Source organism: Ruegeria sp. AL1 (assembly GCF_056540905.1).
The window spans coordinates 255,823-275,848 of the sequence record NZ_JBQFXP010000004.1 but is presented as its reverse complement, the minus strand read 5'-3'; the positions used below and the strand labels follow the sequence as shown (position 1 = coordinate 275,848).

Genomic DNA, 20,026 nt, shown 5'->3' with positions numbered 1-20,026 from the left:
CGGTGGTGCAGGGCCTTTCCCTTCCCGCCTCCATTCGCTATTGCAGGCGCTGACCAAGGATTGATGACGCAGGACGCACCCCATGGCGATGGAAAAGACATTCAACGCGGCCGAGGCCGAGGCCCGTATCTACGAGGCCTGGGAACAGGCCGGAGCCTTCAAGGCAGGCGCGAACCGCTCGCGCGACGAAAGCTTTACCATCATGATCCCGCCGCCCAACGTGACGGGCGCTTTGCACGTGGGTCACGCGTTCAACAACACGCTGCAGGATATTCTGATCCGCTGGCACCGGATGCGTGGGTTCGACACGCTATGGCAGCCCGGGCAGGACCACGCGGGTATCGCCACGCAGATGCAGGTCGAAAAGATGCTGATGCTGACCCAACAACCCGGTCGGCGTGAGTTGGGCCGCGAGAAGTTCCTTGAGAAAGTCTGGGAATGGAAGGGCGAATACGGCGGCACGATCATCGAGCAGTTGAAGCGTCTGGGTTCATCCTGCGACTGGTCGCGTAATGCCTTCACGATGGCGGGTGCCGCGGGTGATCCGCGCACGGGCCACGAAAATTCTGCGAATTTTCACGACGCGGTGATCAAGGTTTTCGTCGATATGTACGAGAAAGGTCTGATCTATCGCGGCAAGCGTCTGGTCAACTGGGACCCGCATTTTGAGACTGCTATTTCCGATCTTGAGGTCGAGAATATTGAGGTCGCCGGTCATATGTGGCATTTCAAGTACCCCTTGGCAGGCGGCGAGACATATGAGTATTTGGAAAAAGATGAAGAAGGGAATGTGATCTTCCGCGAGGAGCGCGACTACATTTCCATCGCCACGACGCGCCCGGAAACCATGCTGGGTGACGGTGCGGTGGCGGTTCATCCATCGGATGAGCGTTATGCGCCAATCGTAGGGAAACTCTGCGAAATTCCGGTTGGCCCGAAAGAGCATCGCCGTCAGATTCCGATCATTGTGGATGAGTACCCCGATCCCGATTTTGGCTCGGGCGCGGTGAAGATCACCGGCGCGCATGACTTCAACGACAACATGGTCGCCAAGCGCGGCGGTATTCCGATGTACCGGCTGATGGACACCAAAGGCGCAATGCGGGCAGATGGCGCACCTTATGCCGAAGAAGCGGGCAAGGCGCAGGAATACGCGCGTGGGCGCGAGTTCACCGAGAACGAGATCGACGCGATCAACCTGATCCCCGATCACCTGCGCGGGCTCGACCGGTTCGAGGCGCGCACGAAGGTCGTCGAGGAAATCACCGCCGACGGTCTCGCCGTGATGACCCGCGCGGATGATCCGCGTCTGGGCACCAAACTGGCTGAGGATGACGACCCGGCGGCTCTGGTCCCACTGGTCGAGAGCAAACCGATCATGCAGCCCTTCGGTGACCGCTCAAAAGTGGTAATCGAGCCGATGTTCACCGACCAGTGGTTCGTCGATGCCGAAAAGGTCGTTGGCCCCGCGCTGGACGCGGTCAAGGATGGCACGGTCAAGATCATCCCCGAGTCGGGCGAGAAGACCTATTACCACTGGCTGGAAAACATCGAGCCCTGGTGCATCTCGCGCCAGCTGTGGTGGGGGCATCAAATTCCGGTTTGGACTGCCCAAGTGCCAGATTTGGACGGCACTGTGGGTACACATAGCGTCGGTATTGGCTCCGGGATTGAACTTTCAAGAGCTGTAGATTTTCTACGCGAGAACGCTCCTAAAGATTACCCGGAAGCTGGCTATCGAAGCCGAGGCGGCCTATTGGTAAAAGACTTTTGTGCTGCATCCATTGAGGAAGCTCAGGCACAGATTTCAAAAGTTTGGATGGATCGCGCGGGTTACACTCCTGCAAGTTTCTTCGACACCGAAGGAGATCCGGGTTCTTGGGAAATGAACTTCCCAGAAGCCCCAAGTGGTGCTTGTCCAATGTGGCGCGACCCCGACGTCCTCGACACATGGTTCTCCTCCGGCCTCTGGCCCATCGGCACGCTGGGCTGGCCCGAACAGACCGAGGAACTGCAACGCTACTTCCCCACCGACGTTCTGATCACCGGCGCGGATATCCTCTTCTTCTGGGTCGCCCGGATGATGATGATGCAACTGGCCGTCGTTGATCAGATCCCGTTCCACACCGTCTACCTGCACCAGCTTGTCCGCGACGAGAAGGGCAAGAAGATGTCCAAGACCACCGGCAACGTCATCGACCCGCTGGAGATCGTGGACGAATTCGGCGCTGACGCCTTGCGCTTCACCAATGCCTCGATGGCGGCGATTGGCGGCGTGCTGAAACTGTCGCGCGACCGCATCACTGGCTATCGCAACTTCGGCACCAAGCTCTGGAATGCTGTTCGATTTGCCGAGATGAACGAGGTCTTCACCGACGCCATCCCGCAACTGGATGTGGCCGACCTAAAACCCAAAGCCGCCGTAAACCGCTGGATTATCGGCGAAACCGCCCGAGTGCGGGCCGAGGTTGACGCGGCGCTGGAAAGCTATCGCTTCAACGATGCCGCCAATGGGCTTTATGCCTTTGTTTGGGGCAAGGTCTGCGACTGGTACGTCGAACTGTCCAAACCCCTGCTGCAGGGTGACGACGTCGAGGCTCAGGCCGAGACCCGCGCCACCATGCGCTGGGTTCTGGATCAATGCATGGTGCTGCTGCACCCGATCATGCCGTTCATCACCGAAGAACTCTGGGGCCTGACCGGCAACCGCGCCAAGATGGTTGTCCATGCCGACTGGCCCACCTACGGCACCGAACTGGTCGATGCCGAGGCGGATCGCGAGATGAACTGGGTGATCTCGGTGATCGAAAACACCCGCTCGGCTCGCGCGCAGATGCGGGTTCCGGCGGGCCTCTATGTACCAATGCTGGTGACCGAAATCGACGCCCACGGCCAGGCCGCCTGGGACCGCAACGAGGCGCTGATCAAACGCCTCGCCCGCATCGACAGCCTGACCAAGGCTGATGAATTGCCCAAAGGCACCATCTCAATCGCTGCCCCCGGTGCTTCTTTCGGCCTGCCGCTCGCGGATATCATCGACATCGGCGCGGAAAAAGAACGGTTGGAGAAAGCCAAAGGCAAACTGGCCAAGGAATTGGGCGGCCTGCGCGGACGTCTGAACAACCCCAAATTCGTGGCCTCGGCCCCGGAAGAGGTGGTTGAAGAAGCCAAAGCAAACCTCGCCGCCCGCGAAGAGGAAGAGGCCAAACTGAACGAAGCCCTCGCTCGTCTGGCTGAAATCGCCTGATCTTCTTCTCGTTCCAAATACGGAAATCCCAGCCTCACCGCCCTTGCCTGCGGTGAGGTTTTTCTTTGCCCTCAAAGCTTTCCCCTTGTTCGCGCCACCCGCTGCTTGTTAGCACTTCGGCACAGCAATCCTCTGAGGCTCTGATGGCGCGACCTCTCCCTCCGATGCAAACCGTCTCAACCGGGTTGGTTGTGGCCATTGTCGGGTTCTTCAGTTCCTTCCCCATCGTCCTGCAAGGGCTGGGCGCAATGGGCGCATCACCCGCGCAGGCAGCCTCAGGCCTAATGAGCGCGGCGATTGCCATGGGGCTGGCGGCGATCATCCTCAGCCTGCGGTACAAGCTGCCGATCAGCGTTGCATGGTCCACACCGGGGGCCGCGCTACTGGCCGTGTCCGCCGCCCCGGTCGAGGGCTATTCCGCCGCTATCGGAGCGTTCCTGTGCGCCGGGGCGCTGACCGTTCTGGCGGGCTCGTGGAAACCGCTCGGGCGGTTGGCGGCGGCAATCCCGACGTCGCTGGCGCAGGCGATGCTGGCGGGGGTGCTGTTGCCGCTGTGCCTTGTACCGTTCAAGGCGGCGGTCGAAATCCCGTGGCAGGCGTTGCCGGTGATCGTGACATGGTTCATCGCGGGGCGGTTCAACCGATTGTTCGCCGTTCCGGCAGCTGTGGTCGCCGCCGCCATCGTTGTGACCCTGAATGCCGGAGAAGCGCAGGTGATGCCTGACCGGCTGGTGGCGGCGCCGGTCTGGACCATGCCCACGTTCACCTTCGCCTCGGTCATCGGCATCGGTGTGCCATTGTTCATCGTCACCATGGCGACGCAGAACATCCCCGGCGTCGCGGTGATGCGCAGCTTTGGCTTTGCACCCGTCCCCGGACGTCTGTTCTCAGCCGTCGGCGGTGCAAGCCTGCTCTCGGCCCCGTTCGGAGCGCCAGCGACCTGCCTTGCCGCCATCACCGCCGCAATGTGTTCGAACGAGGACAGCCATCCCGACAAGGCGCAGCGGTATTGGTCGGCGATCATGGGCGGTGTATTTTATTGCCTGTTCGGCATCTTTGCGGTGGCGATTACCAGCTTTGCCGCCCATGCCGATCCGTTGCTGATGGGAACCTTGGCCGGGGTCGCCCTGATCGGAGTGATGGCAAACGCCATCCACGCAGCGCTGGACGTACCCGCCGAGCGTGAGGCGGCCATTCTAACGCTCGCCATCACCGCATCCGGCATCACCGTCTTTGGTTTGGGCGCAGCGGTTTGGGGACTTTTGGCGGGCGGCGTCGCGTATCTGGTCACAAACAGAATGCGTTAACCGCTTTCGCCCAATCATCACAGACGGTATAATCGCGGCATGTTCGGATCACTTGGAAAACTGGTGGAACGCCAGATCAAGAAGGCGCAGGCCGAAGGGCAACTGAAGGGTCTGGAGGGCGAAGGCGCGCGCCTGCCTGATCGTTCCTCCGAGGCGCAAAGCGATCCGGTCATTGCCGCGGGTCACCGGATCATGGCGCAGGCCGGCGTGCTGCCGCAAGAGTTCGACATCAAGAAACAACTGGACGCGGCGCGCAAGGACTATGCCACGCTGACCAAGGCAGAGGACCGCAAGGCCGCGATGGCAAAAAACGCTGATCTTGAGATGCGCTATAATATGGCCCGCGATGCGCGACGGGCATTCATGCGGTGATCATTTGAACTCGGGCTTGCGGCCCTGCATCTGCGCCATCACGACCTCCATCTGGTCCGGCTTGCCGATCAGGTCCACCTGTTCCGAGGACTCAGCCATCAGAACATCGGCGCGATCCCGGGTTTCGGCCACGTCGATCAGGCGTTTGGCAGCCCGGATGGCCGAAGGGCTTTTGCCTGCAATATCTTCGGCCAACGCCAGCGCTTCGGTCAGCGGGTCATCGGACAGCTTCGTCACCAGCCCCCAATCGGCGGCCTGCTGCGCGCCGATGGGACGGGCCGTGTAGGTGAGCAGCCGCAGCACGTCCGAGCGCACCAGCTCGGGCAGCAGCACCATGCCACCCATGTCGGGGATGATACCCCATTTCATCTCCATCACCGCCAGCTTGGCCTCGGGGTGGGCGATGCGGATATCAGCGCCCAGCGCGATCTGCAAACCTCCACCATAGGCCACGCCCTGAATGGCGCAGATCACCGGAACCGGCACGCGCCGCCAGATCAGGGCAAGCTCCTGCATCTCGTTGGCGTCCTCGTGGCTGCGGGTCATCAGCCATTCGGTCGGGTCGGTGTGAGCCATGCTGGCAAAACTGGCCATGTCCAGCCCGGCGCAAAAGCTCTTGCCCTCGCCTGAAAGCACCACGGCGCGGATATCTGCGGCGGCGACCTCTTGCCCCGCCGACAGGATCGCCTTGATCATCGCATCATCCAGCGCGTTCATCTTGTCGCCGCGTGTCAGCGTGACATGGGCGATGTGGTCTTTGTATTCGATGGAAACGCGAGACATCAGGACCTCCGGACAGCAATCTTGCGCCAACCCTGCCAGACCGCGGGCCCAAGCGCTACCGCGACGTCAGGGCAGATCGGCGACAGGGATGCGCCCGAACCATGGCGAGTCCAGCGTCATGACGTAGAACTGATCCCCGACGATCTGACCCGCCGTGGTGATCCCCAGACGCCCATCCGGGTCTTGAAGGGTGCGCAGAATAGTCCCATCGCCATCGAATTGCACCAGCATTCCCCGATGGATCGGCGCGGGACGGACCATCGGGCCCAATCGCCAGATCACCTTCCGCAGGAAGGGGTAAGGCATCAGAGCCTCGGCGGGTACGCGCGGGCTGGCGAAGGCCATCCAATAGGTCCCGTCACCCTGCGCCTTTATGTTGTCGGGATAGCCCGGCAGGTTGTCGAGCAGAACCTCTTGCGTGCCCGCCTTGGGTCCGGTGAGCCAGAGTTTGTGCACCCGCGCCCGGCCTGTCTCTGCGATCAGCAGAAAGTCTTCATCCGGAGACAGGGCGATGCCGTTGGTATAAACAAACCCGTCGGCGATTTTCTCGGCGGTGCCATCGGGAGAATAGCGGGCGACATATCCGGTGGGCGATTGCTCCCAGATGGTCATTACCGAGGTGGGTTTGGTGCCACCCATCGTTTCGGGATCAAACCGATCCGAGGAGTTCGAGAAATAGACTGTGCCGTCCTGCGCCACATCAAGATTGTTGGCATAGACCACCGGAGCGCCATCAATCTCGGACACCAGCGTTTCCAGCGTCCCCGGCCCGGTCCAGCGCATCAACCCGCGAAAGCTGTCAGCTATGTAGAGCGCGCCGTCCGGACCCGCACGCAAGCCAAGGGGGCGACCGCCCAGTTGATCAACCAATGCCGGCTGATCCCCATCGATACGATAGAGCGCGCCCGTCAGGCTGGTCGTATAGATCGTGCCGTCCGGCAGCACCGCAATGTCCTCGGGTCCGCTCTCGCCGTCCGGTAGCGAGATCAGTTGCGCTTTGTCCAGATACGTGTTCTCGGCAAAATCGCCGGTGAAACCGGGCGGTTCGGGCATTTGGTGGGCGACGGGATCAACCGGGACGGGCCAGAACAGCAGATAGGCAAGGCCAATAAGAATTAATCCAAGCAGATACCGCATGTCGCCTCCCTCATTTTCTGCGTAACCTGACGGCGAATGCTTGGCGTTGCAAGGCTTGCCCCGATTGGGCGGTTGCGCTTATCTGCGGCTATGACTGGTCCTCGCTATACCCCGCTTGCGCAATCTCTGCCCGCAACCGTGCCCTTTGTCGGCCCCGAAACGCAGGAACGCCAGCGCGGCGCGCCCTTTGTTGCACGGCTTGGTGCGAATGAAAGCGTCTTTGGCCCCTCGCCCCGCGCCATTGAAGCGATGCAGCGGGCGACAGAAGATATCTGGATGTATGGCGACCCCGAGAACCACGATCTGTGCCATGCACTGGCCGCGCATCATGGGGTTGCGCCCGAAAACATCATGGTGGGTGAGGGCATTGACGGGTTGCTGGGCTATCTGGTGCGATTGCTTGTTGGCCCCGGTGATGCGGTCGTGACGTCGGACGGGGCGTATCCGACGTTCAACTATCATGTGGCCGGGTTTGGCGGCGATGTGCACAAGGTTCCCTATCGCGATGATCACGAGGACCCGACAGCCTTGTTTGCCAAGGCCGCCCAAGTGGATGCAAAGCTGGTCTATCTGGCCAATCCCGACAACCCGATGGGCAGTTGGCATTCGGGTGCGGACATTGTTGCGGCGATGGAGGCATTACCGGACGGGTGCTTGCTGGTGCTGGACGAGGCTTATGTGGAATGTGCGCCTGAAGGAACCGCCGCGCCGGTTGCGGCGGATGATCCGCGCGTGATCCGGATGCGGACGTTTTCCAAGGTTTACGGCATGGCCGGAGCGCGGGTGGGCTATGCCATCGGTGCGCCAGAGCTGATCGCGGCGTTCAACAAGGTGCGCAATCATTTTGGTATGAACCGCGCGGCACAGGCCGGGGCCTTGGCGGCGTTGCAGGATGAGCCGTGGCTACAGGAGGTCCAGAACAAGATATCCGATGCGCGCGACAGGATTGCCCAAGTCGCGCGTGAGAACGGCCTGACTCCGCTGCCTTCGGCAACCAATTTCGTCGCCATTGATTGCGGGCGGGATGGGGCGTTCGCCAAAGCGGTATTGGATGCGCTGGTGGCACAAGGGGTGTTCGTGCGGATGCCCTTTGCGGCGCCTCAGAACCGGTGTATTCGGATAAGCTGCGGCGAATCTGCGGATTTGGAGGCTTTTGCGTCAGCCTTGCCCGGGGCGCTGACCATCGCCGCGGAGTAGTGTGGCTGATCGGTGCAGGGGGGCTGTCTGCCCCCCATCGCGCCATTTGGCGCGATTCCCCCCGAGGATATTTTTGGCCAGATGAAGCGACGGATCGGTGTTAGCTGGCGAGTGCCGCGGCGGCGGCTTCGAGCGCGCCTGAGCCGCGTGGGATGTCGAGCGCGGCCATAGCGGTTTCCATACTGCCAAGCATCGCCATGACCATCTGCGCGTTGACGTGGCCCATATGACCGAGGCGGAAGCATCCGTCCCAATCCTCCATCCCCAGGCCGATGCCGAGGGTCAGGCCAAGTTGGGTTTCGGTGAATTTGCGCAAGGGTGTGCCGCGCCCGTCGGTCAAGCGCAGGGCCGTCACGGCGTGGCTGCGATAGGCGCGGTCAGGCACGTTCATCTCAAGCGCACCGCCCTGGGCCCATGTCTCGCAGGCGGCCCAGATGGCTTGAGCGAGACGTTCGTGGCGGGCCCAGACATGCTCGATCCCCTCAGCGTGGATCAGTTCGAGCGCGGCGCGCAGGCCGTAGAGGTGGTGCGTCGGCGCGGTGCCGTTGAAATGCTGATAGAACAGTTCGGGGTTGGCGCGCGGTTCCCAGTCCCAATACTTCGAGACGCGGGGCATAGCGGCCCGTTTGGCTTGTGCCTTTTCGTTGAAGAAGACAAAACCGGTGCCTGCAGGTGTCATCAGGCCCTTCTGGCAAGCGGTGACCGTGACATCGACGCCCCAGGCATCCATCTCGAACCGGTCGCAGCCCAGCGAGGCGATGCAATCGGCCATCAGCAGCGCGGGATGGTTCAGATCATCCAGCAGGGCGCGCAGTGCGGGGATGTCGTTTCTGATCGAACTGGACGTATCGACATGGACGGCAAGAACCGCTTTGATCTTGTGGTCTGTGTCGGCCCGCAGCGCGTCCTCGATCCGGTCGAAATCCCACGGCGACGAGGTGCCAAAGTCGATCAGCTGCGCCTCAGCCCCGATCCCTTCGGCCATTTCCGCCCAGCCATTGGTAAAGCGTCCTGAGGCCGGGGCCAGCACGGTCTCTCCGGGGGCAATGATGTTGGACAACGCGGCTTCCCATGTACCGTGACCGTTGGCGATGTAGATCGCGACACTGTGCTGGGTGCGGGCGACACGGCGCAGGTCTTCCAGCAGCGCAGGCATCATCTCGACCAAAGCGCCTTCATAGATGTTGGGCGAAGCGCGGTGCATCGCCTGCAGCACCGCGTCGGGCATGACCGAAGGGCCGGGAATGGCCAGATACTCGCGCCCCTGCGCGAGGGAAATAGTGTTTGTCATGAGGGCAACCTGTTTGAATTGAGGCCTACCCTAGCGCGTCGTCCTGTGGCGTCAATCCATCAGGCTGGCGGCCTCGCGCGCAAGTGTTTCGATCCCGGCCCAGTCGCCGTTTTGGACCATCTGTTTCGGAGCGACCCAGCTGCCGCCCGCGCAGATCACGTTGGACAACGATAGGTAATCGAGGGCATTGGACGGCGACACGCCACCGGTCGGGCAGAAGGTGATCTGCGGCAGGGGTGCGCCGATGGCTTTCAGGGCGGGTGCGCCGCCTGAGGCCTCGGCGGGGAAGAATTTCAACATGTCATAACCCTTGGCCAGCAGAGCCATCGCTTCTGTCGCGGTGGCCGCACCCGGCAGCAGCGGCAGGCCTTCGGCCTCGCAAGCGGCAATCAAAGCGTCGGTTGCGCCCGGTGAGACGCCGAATTGCGCGCCGGCGTCCTTTGCCGCGCGCACGTCTTCGGGCGTGATCAGCGTGCCTGCGCCGACGACGCCGCCGGGAACGTCAGCCATGGCGCGGATGGCGTCGAGGGCTGCGGGGGTGCGCAGGGTGACTTCGAGCGCGGGGAGGCCTCCGGCAACCAGCGCTTGGGCCAGCGGGCGGGCGTGCGTGGCGTCATCGACGACGAGCACCGGGATGATGGGGGCCAGCGCGCAGATCTCGCGGGTGCGTTGGGTTTTGGACATGAAGTTAAACTCCGAAAATGCTGGCACCTGTGTCGGCGGAACCGACATTCTGGCGGAATGCACCGAACAGGTCGCGCCCGACTCCGTGCTGATTGGCCGAGAGATCGGCGGTGGCAGGGTCACGGTCGAGAACGCCGGGGGTGAGGATTTCAAGCTGGCCTTTGACGGCGTCGACGCGCAAGAGGTCGCCGTCTTGCAAATAGGCGATTGGGCCCTGATCCAGTGCCTCGGGACAAACGTGGATGGCTGCGGGCACTTTGCCGGACGCGCCAGACATGCGGCCATCAGTGACCAGCGCCACTTTTTGGCCCCTGCCTTGCAGGATCGACAGCATCGGCGTGAGCGAGTGCAATTCGGGCATTCCGTTGGCCTTGGGGCCCTGAAAGCGGACGACGACTATGGTGTCGCCAGTGAACTCTCCGGCTTTGAAGGCCGCTTTCACGTCGTCCTGATCGTGGAACACGCGCACCGGTGCTTCGACCACCTGATGTTCGGGCGCGACGGCTGAGACTTTCATGACGCCGGTGCCCAGATTGCCGGTCAGGCGTGAGAGGCCGCCGGTGGGCTGGAAGGGATCATTGGCGGGGCGCACGATCTTTTCGTTCAGGCTGTGGCCTGCACCGTCTTCCCAGACCAGTTCGCCATTTTTCAGCTTGGGTTCTTTGGTGTAGTTGTGCAGCCCCTGCCCGGCGACCGTCAGAGTATCGGGGTGCAGCAGGCCTTCGTTCAGCAGCGTGCCGATGGCAAAGCCCAAGCCGCCTGCGGCGTGGAAGTGGTTCACATCGGCCAGACCGTTTGGATAGACCCGCGCGACCAGAGGGACCACGGCGGAGATGTCAGAGAAATCCTGCCAGTCCAGCACGATACCGCCTGCACGCGCCATGGCGATCAGGTGGATCAGCAGGTTGGTGGAGCCGCCGGTGGCCATCAGTCCGACGATGCCGTTGACAAAGGCGCGCTCGTCCAGGATCTGACAGACCGGGGTGTAGTGATTGCCCAGCGCACTCAGCGACAAGGCGCGGCGGGCGCCTTCCTCGGTCAATGCATCGCGCAGGGAGGTGTTTGGATTGACGAAGCTGGAGCCCGGCAGGTGCAGGCCCATGAACTCCATCAGCATCTGGTTGGTGTTGGCGGTGCCGTAGAAGGTGCAGGTGCCGGGGCCGTGATAGGCGGCCATTTCGGCTTTCATGAGCTCATCGCGGCCCACTTCTCCGGCAGCGAATTTCTGGCGAACCTTGGCCTTTTCGTCATTCGGCAGACCGCTGGTCATGGGACCGGCGGGCAGGAACACGGCGGGCAGATGGCCAAAGGCCTGTGCACCGATGATCAGACCGGGCACGATCTTGTCGCAAACGCCGAGGAACACAGCCGCGTCATAGGTGTTGTGGCTAAGCGCCACGCCGGTGGCCAGCGCGATCACGTCGCGGGAAAACAGGGACAGTTCCATCCCCGCCTCGCCTTGAGTGACGCCGTCGCACATGGCGGGCACCCCACCCGCGACCTGCGCGGTACCGCCCGCGGCCCGGATCGAATCGCGGATCAGGGCGGGATAGCATTCGAACGGCTGGTGGGCCGAAAGCATGTCGTTATAGGCGGTGACAATCCCCAGATTTCCTGCCGTGCCGGTGGCCATCGACTGCTGATCTTCGCCAGCGCCAGCATAGGCATGGGCCTGACCGCTGCAGGACAGATGCGCGCGGGCGGGGCCTTTGGATTTGGCCTGCTCCATCCGCTCAAGATGCGGGCCGCGCAGATCGGCGCTGCGGTCGATGATGCGTTTGGTGACGTCAGAAATTACTGTATTGACCATGATTAACCTCCGATCTGCCGCCAACGGCGGCCATCGCGATGCATCAGCATCAATGCCTCTTCCGGGCCGGAACTGCCCTGATCATATTTCGCCGGCTTGTCGCCCCGATCTTCCCAGCCCTGAATGATGGGATCGACCCAGGCCCAGGCGGCCTCGGCCTCATCCCCGCGCATGAACAGGGTCTGGTCACCGCGGATCACGTCCATGATCAGGCGTTCATAGGCGTCGGGGGATTGCTGGCCGTCGCCCAGCGCATCGGCGAAGCTCATATCAAGCGCGACGTCGGACAGGCGGAAACCGCCCTGCCCCGGTTCCTTGATCGTGGTGCGCAGGGTGATGCCTTCGTCCGGCTGAAGGCGGATCACCAGCACGTTGCCGTGCAGAGGGCCCACGTTGGGGAAAATCGTATGCGGTGGGTCGCGGAAGAAGACCGCGATTTCGGATTCGCGCGCCCGCAGGCGTTTGCCTGTGCGCAGGTAAAACGGCACGCCCGCCCAGCGCCAGTTGCCGATATGGGCCTTGAGCGCGATGTAGCTTTCGGTCCGGCTGGCCGGGTCACCGACGTGATCCAGATAGCCGTCGCCGCCCTTGTCGGTGCGGTATTGGCCTCGGGCGATGTCCCTTGGCTCCACCGGCTCCAGCGCTTCGATCACCTTGACCTTTTCGTCACGCACCGCGTTGGGCGCGAATTTCGAAGGTGGCTCCATCGCCGTCAGACACAGCAGTTGCACCAGATGGTTCTGGATCATGTCCCGCATCGCGCCGGATTGATCGTAATAGGCCCCGCGCCCCTCAACCCCGACCGTCTCGGACACAGTGATCTGCACATGATCGACATGAGTGGCATTCCAAAGAGGTTCAAACAGGGAATTGGCAAACCGCAAAGCCATCAGGTTCTGCACGGTTTCCTTGCCCAGATAATGGTCGATCCGATAAATCTGATGTTCTTCGAAACAGGCGCGCAGACCTTCGTTCAGCGCCTTAGCCGAAGCGAGATCATGGCCAAAGGGTTTTTCCACCACAATGCGGCTGTCCGGCGTCGCCAGCCCGTGATCATTCAGGCGCTGCGCAATCCCCGCAAACAGGCCGGGCCCGACAGAAAGGTAGAACGCGCGCACCACATCAGGGCGCAGCGCCTTGGCCAGAGTGTCCCAGCCCCCTTCGCCCTTCACATCAACCGGAACATAATCGACCAGTTTCAGAAATTCATCCAACACGTCGCTTTTGAATTCTGGTGCGAATTCCTTCATCGATTTGCGAAGCTGGTCACGAAATCCTTTGCTGTCCATCTCGGACCGCGCTGTACCGATGATCCGGGCCCCTTCGGGCATCTGGCCAACCTCGAACCGGTGGTAGAGGCCGGGCAATATCTTGCGTTGCGCCAAATCTCCGGTGGCTCCGAACAGCACCAGATCAAAGGGGTTTACGGGAATGACGCGTGAAACCATCAGCGGTCTCCTTCAGATCACACTTACACTGCTCGGGCGCGGGGTCCAGCGATGCAGATTTATGTTATCGCTAACATTCATGGTGTGGATATGAAAATCCGGTGCATAAATCAACAGCGGATTTGAATAATATTTCAGACCGGGCACTCTCAGCTTTGATTGCGCAGCCAGTCCATCACGGAAGGCCGCACAGATTGTTCGCCTCGATGACGCGCATCGGCGATCACTTTCCGCAGCGATTGCAAATCGGTGCGCAGCAGCACGCTTTTGACCGGCCCGATCGAGGCTGGACGCATTGACAGCGAGCGAATACCCATGGCGGCCAGACACAGCGCCTCGACGGGGCGACCGGCATCTTCACCACAAAAACTCAGCGGAGTGTTCGAGATATTGCACCGCTCGACGATGCGTTCAATGAAGCTCAGAAAGCTGACATTCAGCGTGTCATAACGGCGGCGCACCAGCTCGTTCTCGCGATCGGCGGCAAAGAAGAACTGTTTCAGATCGTTGCCGCCGATTGAGACAAAGTCCACTTCGTCAAAGAACTTTTGCGGCGCAAAAGCCAGCGAAGGCGTTTCCAGCATCGCGCCGACTTCGATCTTCTCGGGCAAGACATGGCCCAGGCGTTTCTCGCGTTCGATGGTTTTATTGACTTCCCAGCGGGCCTCGCGGAACTCATCCGCCTGTGCCACGAAAGGAAACATCAGCGTCAACGGCCGCCCGTTTGCAGCGCGCATCAAGGCCTGCAATTGCATCCGCATCACGCCGCGCTTGTCCAACCCGACCCGGATAGCGCGCCAGCCCAGCGCAGGGTTCGGTTCCGCCACATGTTTCATGTAGGGCAAAACCTTGTCCGACCCGATATCCAGCGTTCGGAAGACCACGCGCTTTTCCCCGGCCGCATCCAGAACGCGCTGATATTGCGTTACAAGCTCTGACCGTTTGGGCATCTTGTTTCGGATCAGGAACTGGAGTTCAGTGCGGAACAGCCCCACCCCTTCGGCCCCGGAATTGCCAAGCGAAGGCAGATCGGCCATCAGACCGGCATTCATGACCAGATTGATCCGCTCGCCGTCGCGCGTCACCGTCGGTGTATCCCGGATCGAGGCATAACGCTCCTGCGCCTTGGCCTGCATCGCAATCTTGTCGCGGAACGCATTGACCACCTGATCTTCGGGGCGCAGATGCACCAGACCCTGATCCCCGTCGACCAGAATATGATCGCCGTTCAGCGCCTCGGTCGTGATGCGTCCCACATGCACCACCAACGGAATGGCCAGAGCCCGCGCGACGATCGTGGCGTGGCTGCCGACCGAACCTTCCTCCAGCACGATCCCTTTCAGTGAGCGGCCATATTCCAGAAGGTCCCCCGGACCGATATTGCGCGCGATCAGGATCGGATCGGGCGGCAGGTCCGCCCCGTTGGTATTGCCCTGCCCGGTCAGAATGCGCAGCAGCCGGTTGCTCAGGTCATCCAGATCGGCCAGCCGTTCGCGCAGATAGGGGTCGGTCACCTGCCCCATGCGGGCACGGGCCTGCGATTGCTCTTTTTCAACGGCCGCCTCGGCGCTGAGGCCGCGGGCGATGTCTTCTTCCATCCGGCGCATCCAGCCCTTGGAATTGGCAAACATCCGGTAGGCTTCCAGAACCTGCAGTTGCTCGGTATCGCCGTCTTTCGAAATCTCAAGCATCTTGTCGACGCCCACGCGCAGCTCGTCCACCGCATCCGTCAGACGTTCACGCTCGCGGTGCGGATCCTCTGCGATCGGGTTGGTGACCACGACGCGGGGCTCGTGCAGCCAGACATGGCCCTCGGCCGACCCTTCCTGCGCAGGACCACCAGTAAGCTGTACCGACTGCTGGTGTCGCGGCGACAGGGCCGCACCCTCGCCGACAAATGCGCCAAGTTCCGCCATTTCGGCCAGAACCATGGCGACGACTTCCAGCGCATAAACCTCATCTGCCGAGTATTCGCGGGCTTCACGGGACTGAACAACCAAAACGCCCAGATGCTCGCCCAGTCGCTGAATCGGAACCCCCAGAAACGACGAAAACCGCTCCTCACCCGTCTCGGGCATATAGCGGAATCCTTTGGCCGAGGGCGCGTCAGCGGTGTTGACGATCTTGCCCGAATTGGCGACGCGGCCCACCAGCCCCTCGCCGATCCGCATCCGCGTCTTGTGCACCGCCTCGGGAGACAATCCTTCCGTCGCACAGAGTTCCAGCGTTTCTTCATCGCGGAACAGATAGATCGAGCACACCTCGGCGGCGATGCTGTCTGCAATCAGGTGGGTGATCCGGTCGAGACGCTCCTGACCGGCCGCCTCGCTCGCCATCTCTTCGCGCAGCCGCCCCAGCAGCTTACGGGATTCAGTTTCGGTGCCGTCGGCCATGGCCCACCCAAATTAATGCGTCAGGCAAATCCTTTGGCAGAAAATCCTCAGGCCGCCTTATCCAGTTCAAAGGCATCATGCAGCGCCTGAACCGCAAGTTCCATGTATTTCCTGTCCACCAGAACGGAAATTTTGATCTCGGAGGTTGTGATGACCTTGATATTGATCCCCTCATCCGAGAGGATTTTGAACATTTTGGCCGCCACGCCCGATTGCGAGCGCATGCCGATACCGACAACCGACACCTTGCAGACATCCTCGTCCGCAACCAGTTCGGCATAGTTCAACTCACCCGCATCCTTGATCGCCAGCAGTGCCTTTTCCGCGCGGGCCACCTGATCGGTCGGGCACGAGAAAGTCATATCCGTGCGTCCCTCGTCCGAGATATTCTGGACAATCATGTCGACATTCACCCCTTCATCGCTGAGCGCGGTGAAAATAGTCGAAGCGATACCGGGGCGGTCGGCCACCGAAACCACGGTCATCTTGGCTTCGTCGCGGGAATAGGCCACACCGGCCACAACATTGGATTCCATGATATCCTCCTCGTCGCAGACCAGTGTCCCGGCCTCGTCGGATTGTTCTTCAAAGCTTGAAAGAACGCGCAGTTTCACCTTGTTGCGCATCGCCAGCTCGACCGAGCGGGTCTGCAGCACCTTGGCCCCCAGCGAGGCCAGTTCCAGCATTTCTTCGAACGAAATACGATCCAGCTTGCGCGCCTTGTCGCAGATGCGCGGGTCGGTGGTATAGACACCGTCCACATCCGTGTAGATGTCGCACCGTTCGGCACCGAAGGCGGCAGCAAAAGCAACGGCTGTGGTGTCGGACCCGCCCCTGCCCAGTGTGGTAATCCGGCCTTCGGGGCTAAGCCCCTGGAACCCGGCGACCACGGCAACTTTCATGCCTTCGTCGAATTTCTGGGTGATGTTCCCGGTCGGAATGTCTTCGATCCGTGCTTGGCTGTGGGCGCTGGTGGTCAGCAGCGGCACCTGCCAGCCTTGCCAGCTGCGCGCAGGTACATCCATTTCCTGCAAAGTCAGAGCCATCAGGCCAGCGGTCACATTCTCACCCGAGGACACCACGGCGTCATATTCCCGCGCGTCGAACAAGGGTGATGTTTCGTTGACCCAACCCACCAGTTCATTCGTCTTGCCCGACATGGCCGATACAATGACGATCACGTCATATCCCTTGGCCACTTCAACGCCCACGCGTTTGGCCGCGCGGCGGATACGGTCGAGATTGGCAACCGAGGTGCCACCGAATTTCATCACGAGTAAGGGCATGGGGGCAAATGTCTCCGCGCCTTGCATTTCTGGTTCCGTGCGTCTTATGCGAGGGGGGGCGCAAGGGCAAGTGCGCAAAGTCGTCTCACCGGATCGACGGCCGGCTTTACTTTGCCCGCCTGCAATGTCAGCCTGACTGCAACACCTTACGAAAAGAGGACATTCATGTTTCGCCTTGCTTTTGCCCTGACCCTGATGTCCGGCCCCGCGCTGGCGCAAGAGGCTACACTGTCTGCAACCGATGGGCAGAATGCGTTGGGCACCGTTCCCTGCGCCGTCATCGCAGGCGATCCGCTGCGTTCATGCAATGCCGAACTTCGCCGCCGTGACGACGGCACTGCCACCCTGGCCGTGGCCATGGGAAATGGCGAGGTACGTCGCATCTATTTCACAGATGGCGTGCCAGATTCCAGCAGTTCGACATCCCCTCTCAGCTATGAGACGCGGGGCGATATCATGGTGATCTTCATCGAACCCGGTGAAGTGTATGAAATTCCGCAGGTTGCGCTGAACACTCAGTAAGCGTGCGGCGTCCCGTCATATGTTTCAAAACAGCCCGTCGTTTCCAGTGACAGGGCAGCAAACCGGTCGACCAACCCGTCTGCGGATTGTTCGACAGTAATGTCCGCAGCCTGACCGCCCATGTCGGTCTGGACCCAACCCGGATGGTAGATACCAATCGCGACCCCATCCGCCTTCAGGTCCATAGCCAGGTTGCGCCCAAGATTTAACGCTGCCGCCTTGGACGCGCGGTAGATATAGCTGCCCCCCGGCGCGCGCGTGTGCGATGCCATTTGCGACGACATGATCGCAATTTTGCCCCGCGCGGCGCGCAACTGCGGCAACAGGTGCTGGATCGTCAGAAAAACCCCGGTGACATTGGCGGCAAAGCTCTGGGCCCACATGTCCACAGGATAGCCACTCAGATCCTGCCCTTTGTCCAGATAAACACCCGCATTGCAAATCAGCAAATCAACCGGCATATCGCTCAGCTGCCTTGCCATATCGGCATGCATCTTTGGGTCTGTGACATCCAATGCGATTTCACATTCCGCAGTTCTGGACGTTCCAGTTACCTCATGACCCAGAAGGCGATATTTCTCGGCCAAAGCTTTTCCGATGCCACGGTTGGCCCCCGTCACGACCACATGCATCGGTCAGTTGGTCTTGCGGCTGGGCACAAACGGCAAAGGGGCGACGGGTACACCGTCTTCGACCAGTGCTTTGGCATCTTCGGGTTTGGCCTCACCATAGATGGCGCGTTCCGGCGCATCACCCAGATGAATCTTGCGGGCTTCGCTGGCAAAATCGCCGCCCACATAATCCGCGTTCTGTTCTACTTTGCGTCGCAGTTCCGACAGAACCTTTTCGATTTCCGGCGCAGGTGTCGCGACATCAATTTCAGTTGGCGGAGCCTTTTTGACCTCGTGCCCCGTTTTAGCCTGACGGGCCGGGCGCACACGCGGCGTCATCACTGCCTTTTCGACATTGCTACACCCGCAAACCGCGCAGGTCACCATCCCCGCAGCGGCAAGTTTGTCAAACGCCGCTGCCGATTGAAACCAACTGTCAAAACTGTGGCCGTCTCTGCATTTCAAAGCATATTGAATCATGAATCGCCCATAAGCCGGATGGCGAATAGATACCGACGGGCCAGATAAGATCAAGCCTTGACCTTTGTCACTTATTGCAAGAAGCGCGCGAAATCGCTTAACGCTGCAGCAAGTTCTCGTGAAATGACCAAATTCGAGGCATCCTCCGGCGACACCCATCTACGCTGTCGTTCGCCCGCCTCGGGAAAATCCTTCGCCAGCGTCTGCACGTGCAGAGGAAAAATCCGGACATTGCACAGCGCTGGTCCTTTGGTCGCCCGGTTTTTCACATATGTAAACTGACCGATACTGTCTGATCCACACCGACCCGAAACGCCAGCCTCTTCCCAGGCTTCCCGTTCTGCCGTTTGCGATGGGCTCAACCCGGGAATCAGCCACCCTTTTGGAATAATCCACCGCCCTGATCGACGGGTCGTAATCAGCAGGATTTCCGGCTGACCGACCCGAAACCGATAGCACAGCGCCGCCGATTGCACATGCACTGGCAAAACATCTGTACGATAGCCCCGCCGCGCACCAATCTCTCCCGAGATCTTACTTTTCCGCCTGTCCAACACTGTTCAATCCAGTTGCCTTACCCGCTTATCTTGCGGTGTATGGCTTGAATGCTACAATATTTCGACAAAGCGTCAACTTTTTGACGAAAAAGCCCCAGATCACACGCCCATACGGTGCGACAAGCGCTGCACAAGCTCGGCATGGGGGATATCGGCATCAATGGCCAGACGCCGCAGGCCGAAATGAACCCGCGCGATCTGCTGGTAATAGCGCATGTAGATAAAGTTGGTGCTCCCACCCGCCAGCGCCCCAAGAACGGGGACGGATTGCGCGGCCAACTTCTGCCCCAAAACCACCGACAAACGGGGCGCGACAGCGGCAATCAGGCGCTGTATGGCCGGGCCGGTCAATGTCATGCGCGTGGAAAAGAAACCCAAATCCGCGCCATCGTCCTCCGACAACGGACCTGCAGCGGACAACACCCGGATACTGTCGAACCGGACATTCTCGGCGGATGGGTCGAACCCTTCGCTCGCAGCAACTCCTTGAATCGAGCGCAACAGCATTGCCGTCGTTGCCGGAAGCTCAACCAGTGCCGAGGAAACGCCGCCCAACCCTCCGGCGGCCCCCATCGCAGTGGTGACCGCGGTGTTCACCCAAGCGCTTTGGTCCGGAATCGCCCGCCGCGAACCTTGCGCCGCATGCATCGCAAGCCAAAGCGCCTGTTCTGTTGCCTGGGTCAGTCCAATCCGTAGCGAATTGGGCAATTGTTCCAAAAGTGACTCGGCCGAGCCGCCCAATCGGTTCAGCAGCATCACACCCGATCCACCGGCTGTGCGATACAACCGGGCCAGTCGGTCAAGCTCGGCCTCGGGGTCAATGTCAGCAACTAGAACAACGTCTTGCATTTGTGCCCTCCTGCCAGTCCAAGATCGGCACGGAACCCGCGCATTTCAACTC

The 20,026-nt window shown here is 61.0% G+C and carries 17 protein-coding genes; 5 read left to right on the top strand and 12 right to left on the bottom strand.

The window, feature by feature from the left end; genetic code table 11:
• The first annotated feature begins 82 nt into the window (after positions 1-82).
• The 3 genes from ACRZ9X_RS08645 to ACRZ9X_RS08635 all read left to right on the top strand — a co-directional run bounded on the left by ACRZ9X_RS08645 (position 83) and on the right by ACRZ9X_RS08635 (position 4,926).
• On the top strand, positions 83-3,247 hold the full coding sequence (locus ACRZ9X_RS08645) for a valine--tRNA ligase (protein ID WP_480517799.1): 3,165 nt from the start codon (positions 83-85) through the stop codon (positions 3,245-3,247).
• Between the two features lie 143 nt (positions 3,248-3,390).
• Positions 3,391-4,554: a benzoate/H(+) symporter BenE family transporter gene (locus tag ACRZ9X_RS08640; RefSeq protein ID WP_480517797.1), complete on the top strand. Its 1,164-nt coding sequence runs from the start codon at positions 3,391-3,393 to the stop codon at positions 4,552-4,554.
• Between the two features lie 39 nt (positions 4,555-4,593).
• Positions 4,594-4,926: a DnaJ family domain-containing protein gene (locus tag ACRZ9X_RS08635; protein ID WP_480517795.1), complete on the top strand. Its 333-nt coding sequence runs from the start codon at positions 4,594-4,596 to the stop codon at positions 4,924-4,926.
• Here ACRZ9X_RS08635 and ACRZ9X_RS08630 read toward each other — a convergent pair whose 3' ends face one another.
• Both ACRZ9X_RS08630 and ACRZ9X_RS08625 read right to left on the bottom strand, forming a co-directional pair.
• Positions 4,927-5,709, bottom strand: a complete 783-nt coding sequence (locus ACRZ9X_RS08630; RefSeq protein ID WP_480517793.1) for a crotonase/enoyl-CoA hydratase family protein — start codon at positions 5,707-5,709, stop codon at positions 4,927-4,929.
• A 66-nt stretch (positions 5,710-5,775) separates the two neighbouring features.
• Entirely contained in the window at positions 5,776-6,846 is a 1,071-nt protein-coding gene (locus ACRZ9X_RS08625; protein ID WP_480517791.1) for an SMP-30/gluconolactonase/LRE family protein, read from the bottom strand.
• A gap of 90 nt (positions 6,847-6,936) precedes the next feature.
• Between ACRZ9X_RS08625 and ACRZ9X_RS08620 the strand changes: the two genes are divergently transcribed.
• Positions 6,937-8,043, top strand: coding sequence for a pyridoxal phosphate-dependent aminotransferase (locus ACRZ9X_RS08620; protein WP_480517789.1), 1,107 nt, complete (start codon positions 6,937-6,939; stop codon positions 8,041-8,043).
• A 100-nt stretch (positions 8,044-8,143) separates the two neighbouring features.
• Here ACRZ9X_RS08620 and ACRZ9X_RS08615 read toward each other — a convergent pair whose 3' ends face one another.
• From ACRZ9X_RS08615 to ACRZ9X_RS08590, 6 genes are all read right to left on the bottom strand, one after another.
• Positions 8,144-9,334: a pyridoxal-phosphate-dependent aminotransferase family protein gene (locus tag ACRZ9X_RS08615; RefSeq protein ID WP_480517787.1), complete on the bottom strand. Its 1,191-nt coding sequence runs from the start codon at positions 9,332-9,334 to the stop codon at positions 8,144-8,146.
• A 51-nt stretch (positions 9,335-9,385) separates the two neighbouring features.
• A complete protein-coding gene (locus tag ACRZ9X_RS08610) occupies positions 9,386-10,018 on the bottom strand; it encodes a bifunctional 4-hydroxy-2-oxoglutarate aldolase/2-dehydro-3-deoxy-phosphogluconate aldolase (protein ID WP_480517786.1) in 633 nt (210 codons plus the stop codon).
• A 4-nt stretch (positions 10,019-10,022) separates the two neighbouring features.
• Positions 10,023-11,828 carry a phosphogluconate dehydratase gene (edd, locus tag ACRZ9X_RS08605; RefSeq protein ID WP_480517785.1) on the bottom strand — a complete coding sequence of 602 codons (1,806 nt, stop codon included), beginning with the start codon at positions 11,826-11,828 and terminating at the stop codon, positions 10,023-10,025.
• Between the two features lie 2 nt (positions 11,829-11,830).
• Positions 11,831-13,276, bottom strand: coding sequence for a glucose-6-phosphate dehydrogenase (gene zwf, locus ACRZ9X_RS08600; protein WP_480517784.1), 1,446 nt, complete (start codon positions 13,274-13,276; stop codon positions 11,831-11,833).
• Between the two features lie 149 nt (positions 13,277-13,425).
• Positions 13,426-15,669, bottom strand: coding sequence for a phosphoenolpyruvate--protein phosphotransferase (gene ptsP / locus ACRZ9X_RS08595; RefSeq protein WP_480517783.1), 2,244 nt, complete (start codon positions 15,667-15,669; stop codon positions 13,426-13,428).
• A 47-nt stretch (positions 15,670-15,716) separates the two neighbouring features.
• The gene (locus ACRZ9X_RS08590; RefSeq protein WP_480517782.1) at positions 15,717-16,955 is read right to left on the bottom strand and encodes an aspartate kinase; all 1,239 of its coding nucleotides are present in this window, start codon (positions 16,953-16,955) and stop codon (positions 15,717-15,719) included.
• 165 nt (positions 16,956-17,120) lie between these two features.
• On the opposite strand from ACRZ9X_RS08590, the gene ACRZ9X_RS08585 reads away from it, so the two are divergent.
• Positions 17,121-17,477: a hypothetical protein gene (locus ACRZ9X_RS08585; protein ID WP_480517781.1), complete on the top strand. Its 357-nt coding sequence runs from the start codon at positions 17,121-17,123 to the stop codon at positions 17,475-17,477.
• Here ACRZ9X_RS08585 and ACRZ9X_RS08580 read toward each other — a convergent pair.
• The 4 genes from ACRZ9X_RS08580 to ACRZ9X_RS08565 form a co-directional block, all read right to left on the bottom strand.
• Positions 17,471-18,109: an SDR family NAD(P)-dependent oxidoreductase gene (locus ACRZ9X_RS08580; protein WP_480517780.1), complete on the bottom strand. Its 639-nt coding sequence runs from the start codon at positions 18,107-18,109 to the stop codon at positions 17,471-17,473. The two genes, ACRZ9X_RS08585 and ACRZ9X_RS08580, sit on opposite strands and share 7 nt — an antisense overlap.
• Positions 18,110-18,112: 3 nt before the next feature.
• Positions 18,113-18,568 carry a DUF1178 family protein gene (locus tag ACRZ9X_RS08575; RefSeq protein ID WP_480517779.1) on the bottom strand — a complete coding sequence of 152 codons (456 nt, stop codon included), beginning with the start codon at positions 18,566-18,568 and terminating at the stop codon, positions 18,113-18,115.
• A 71-nt stretch (positions 18,569-18,639) separates the two neighbouring features.
• The gene (locus tag ACRZ9X_RS08570) at positions 18,640-19,044 is read right to left on the bottom strand and encodes an NUDIX hydrolase (RefSeq protein WP_480517999.1); all 405 of its coding nucleotides are present in this window, start codon (positions 19,042-19,044) and stop codon (positions 18,640-18,642) included.
• A 180-nt stretch (positions 19,045-19,224) separates the two neighbouring features.
• A complete protein-coding gene (locus ACRZ9X_RS08565) occupies positions 19,225-19,974 on the bottom strand; it encodes an EcsC family protein (protein WP_480517777.1) in 750 nt (249 codons plus the stop codon).
• Between the last annotated feature and the right edge of the window lie 52 nt (positions 19,975-20,026).

Bases quoted from the DNA above. Each gene is read 5' to 3' on its own strand.
- ACRZ9X_RS08645 (WP_480517799.1), top strand. From the start codon at position 83: ATGGCGATGGAAAAGACATTCAACGCGGCCGAGGCCGAGGCCCGTATC.
- ACRZ9X_RS08640 (WP_480517797.1), top strand. From the start codon at position 3,391: ATGGCGCGACCTCTCCCTCCGATGCAAACCGTCTCAACCGGGTTGGTT.
- ACRZ9X_RS08635 (WP_480517795.1), top strand. From the start codon at position 4,594: ATGTTCGGATCACTTGGAAAACTGGTGGAACGCCAGATCAAGAAGGCG.
- ACRZ9X_RS08630 (WP_480517793.1), bottom strand. From the start codon at position 5,709: ATGTCTCGCGTTTCCATCGAATACAAAGACCACATCGCCCATGTCACG.
- ACRZ9X_RS08625 (WP_480517791.1), bottom strand. From the start codon at position 6,846: ATGCGGTATCTGCTTGGATTAATTCTTATTGGCCTTGCCTATCTGCTG.
- ACRZ9X_RS08620 (WP_480517789.1), top strand. From the start codon at position 6,937: ATGACTGGTCCTCGCTATACCCCGCTTGCGCAATCTCTGCCCGCAACC.
- ACRZ9X_RS08615 (WP_480517787.1), bottom strand. From the start codon at position 9,334: ATGACAAACACTATTTCCCTCGCGCAGGGGCGCGAGTATCTGGCCATT.
- ACRZ9X_RS08610 (WP_480517786.1), bottom strand. From the start codon at position 10,018: ATGTCCAAAACCCAACGCACCCGCGAGATCTGCGCGCTGGCCCCCATC.
- edd (WP_480517785.1), bottom strand. From the start codon at position 11,828: ATGGTCAATACAGTAATTTCTGACGTCACCAAACGCATCATCGACCGC.
- zwf (WP_480517784.1), bottom strand. From the start codon at position 13,276: ATGGTTTCACGCGTCATTCCCGTAAACCCCTTTGATCTGGTGCTGTTC.
- ptsP (WP_480517783.1), bottom strand. From the start codon at position 15,669: ATGGCCGACGGCACCGAAACTGAATCCCGTAAGCTGCTGGGGCGGCTG.
- ACRZ9X_RS08590 (WP_480517782.1), bottom strand. From the start codon at position 16,955: ATGCCCTTACTCGTGATGAAATTCGGTGGCACCTCGGTTGCCAATCTC.
- ACRZ9X_RS08585 (WP_480517781.1), top strand. From the start codon at position 17,121: ATGTTTCGCCTTGCTTTTGCCCTGACCCTGATGTCCGGCCCCGCGCTG.
- ACRZ9X_RS08580 (WP_480517780.1), bottom strand. From the start codon at position 18,109: ATGCATGTGGTCGTGACGGGGGCCAACCGTGGCATCGGAAAAGCTTTG.
- ACRZ9X_RS08575 (WP_480517779.1), bottom strand. From the start codon at position 18,568: ATGATTCAATATGCTTTGAAATGCAGAGACGGCCACAGTTTTGACAGT.
- ACRZ9X_RS08565 (WP_480517777.1), bottom strand. From the start codon at position 19,974: ATGCAAGACGTTGTTCTAGTTGCTGACATTGACCCCGAGGCCGAGCTT.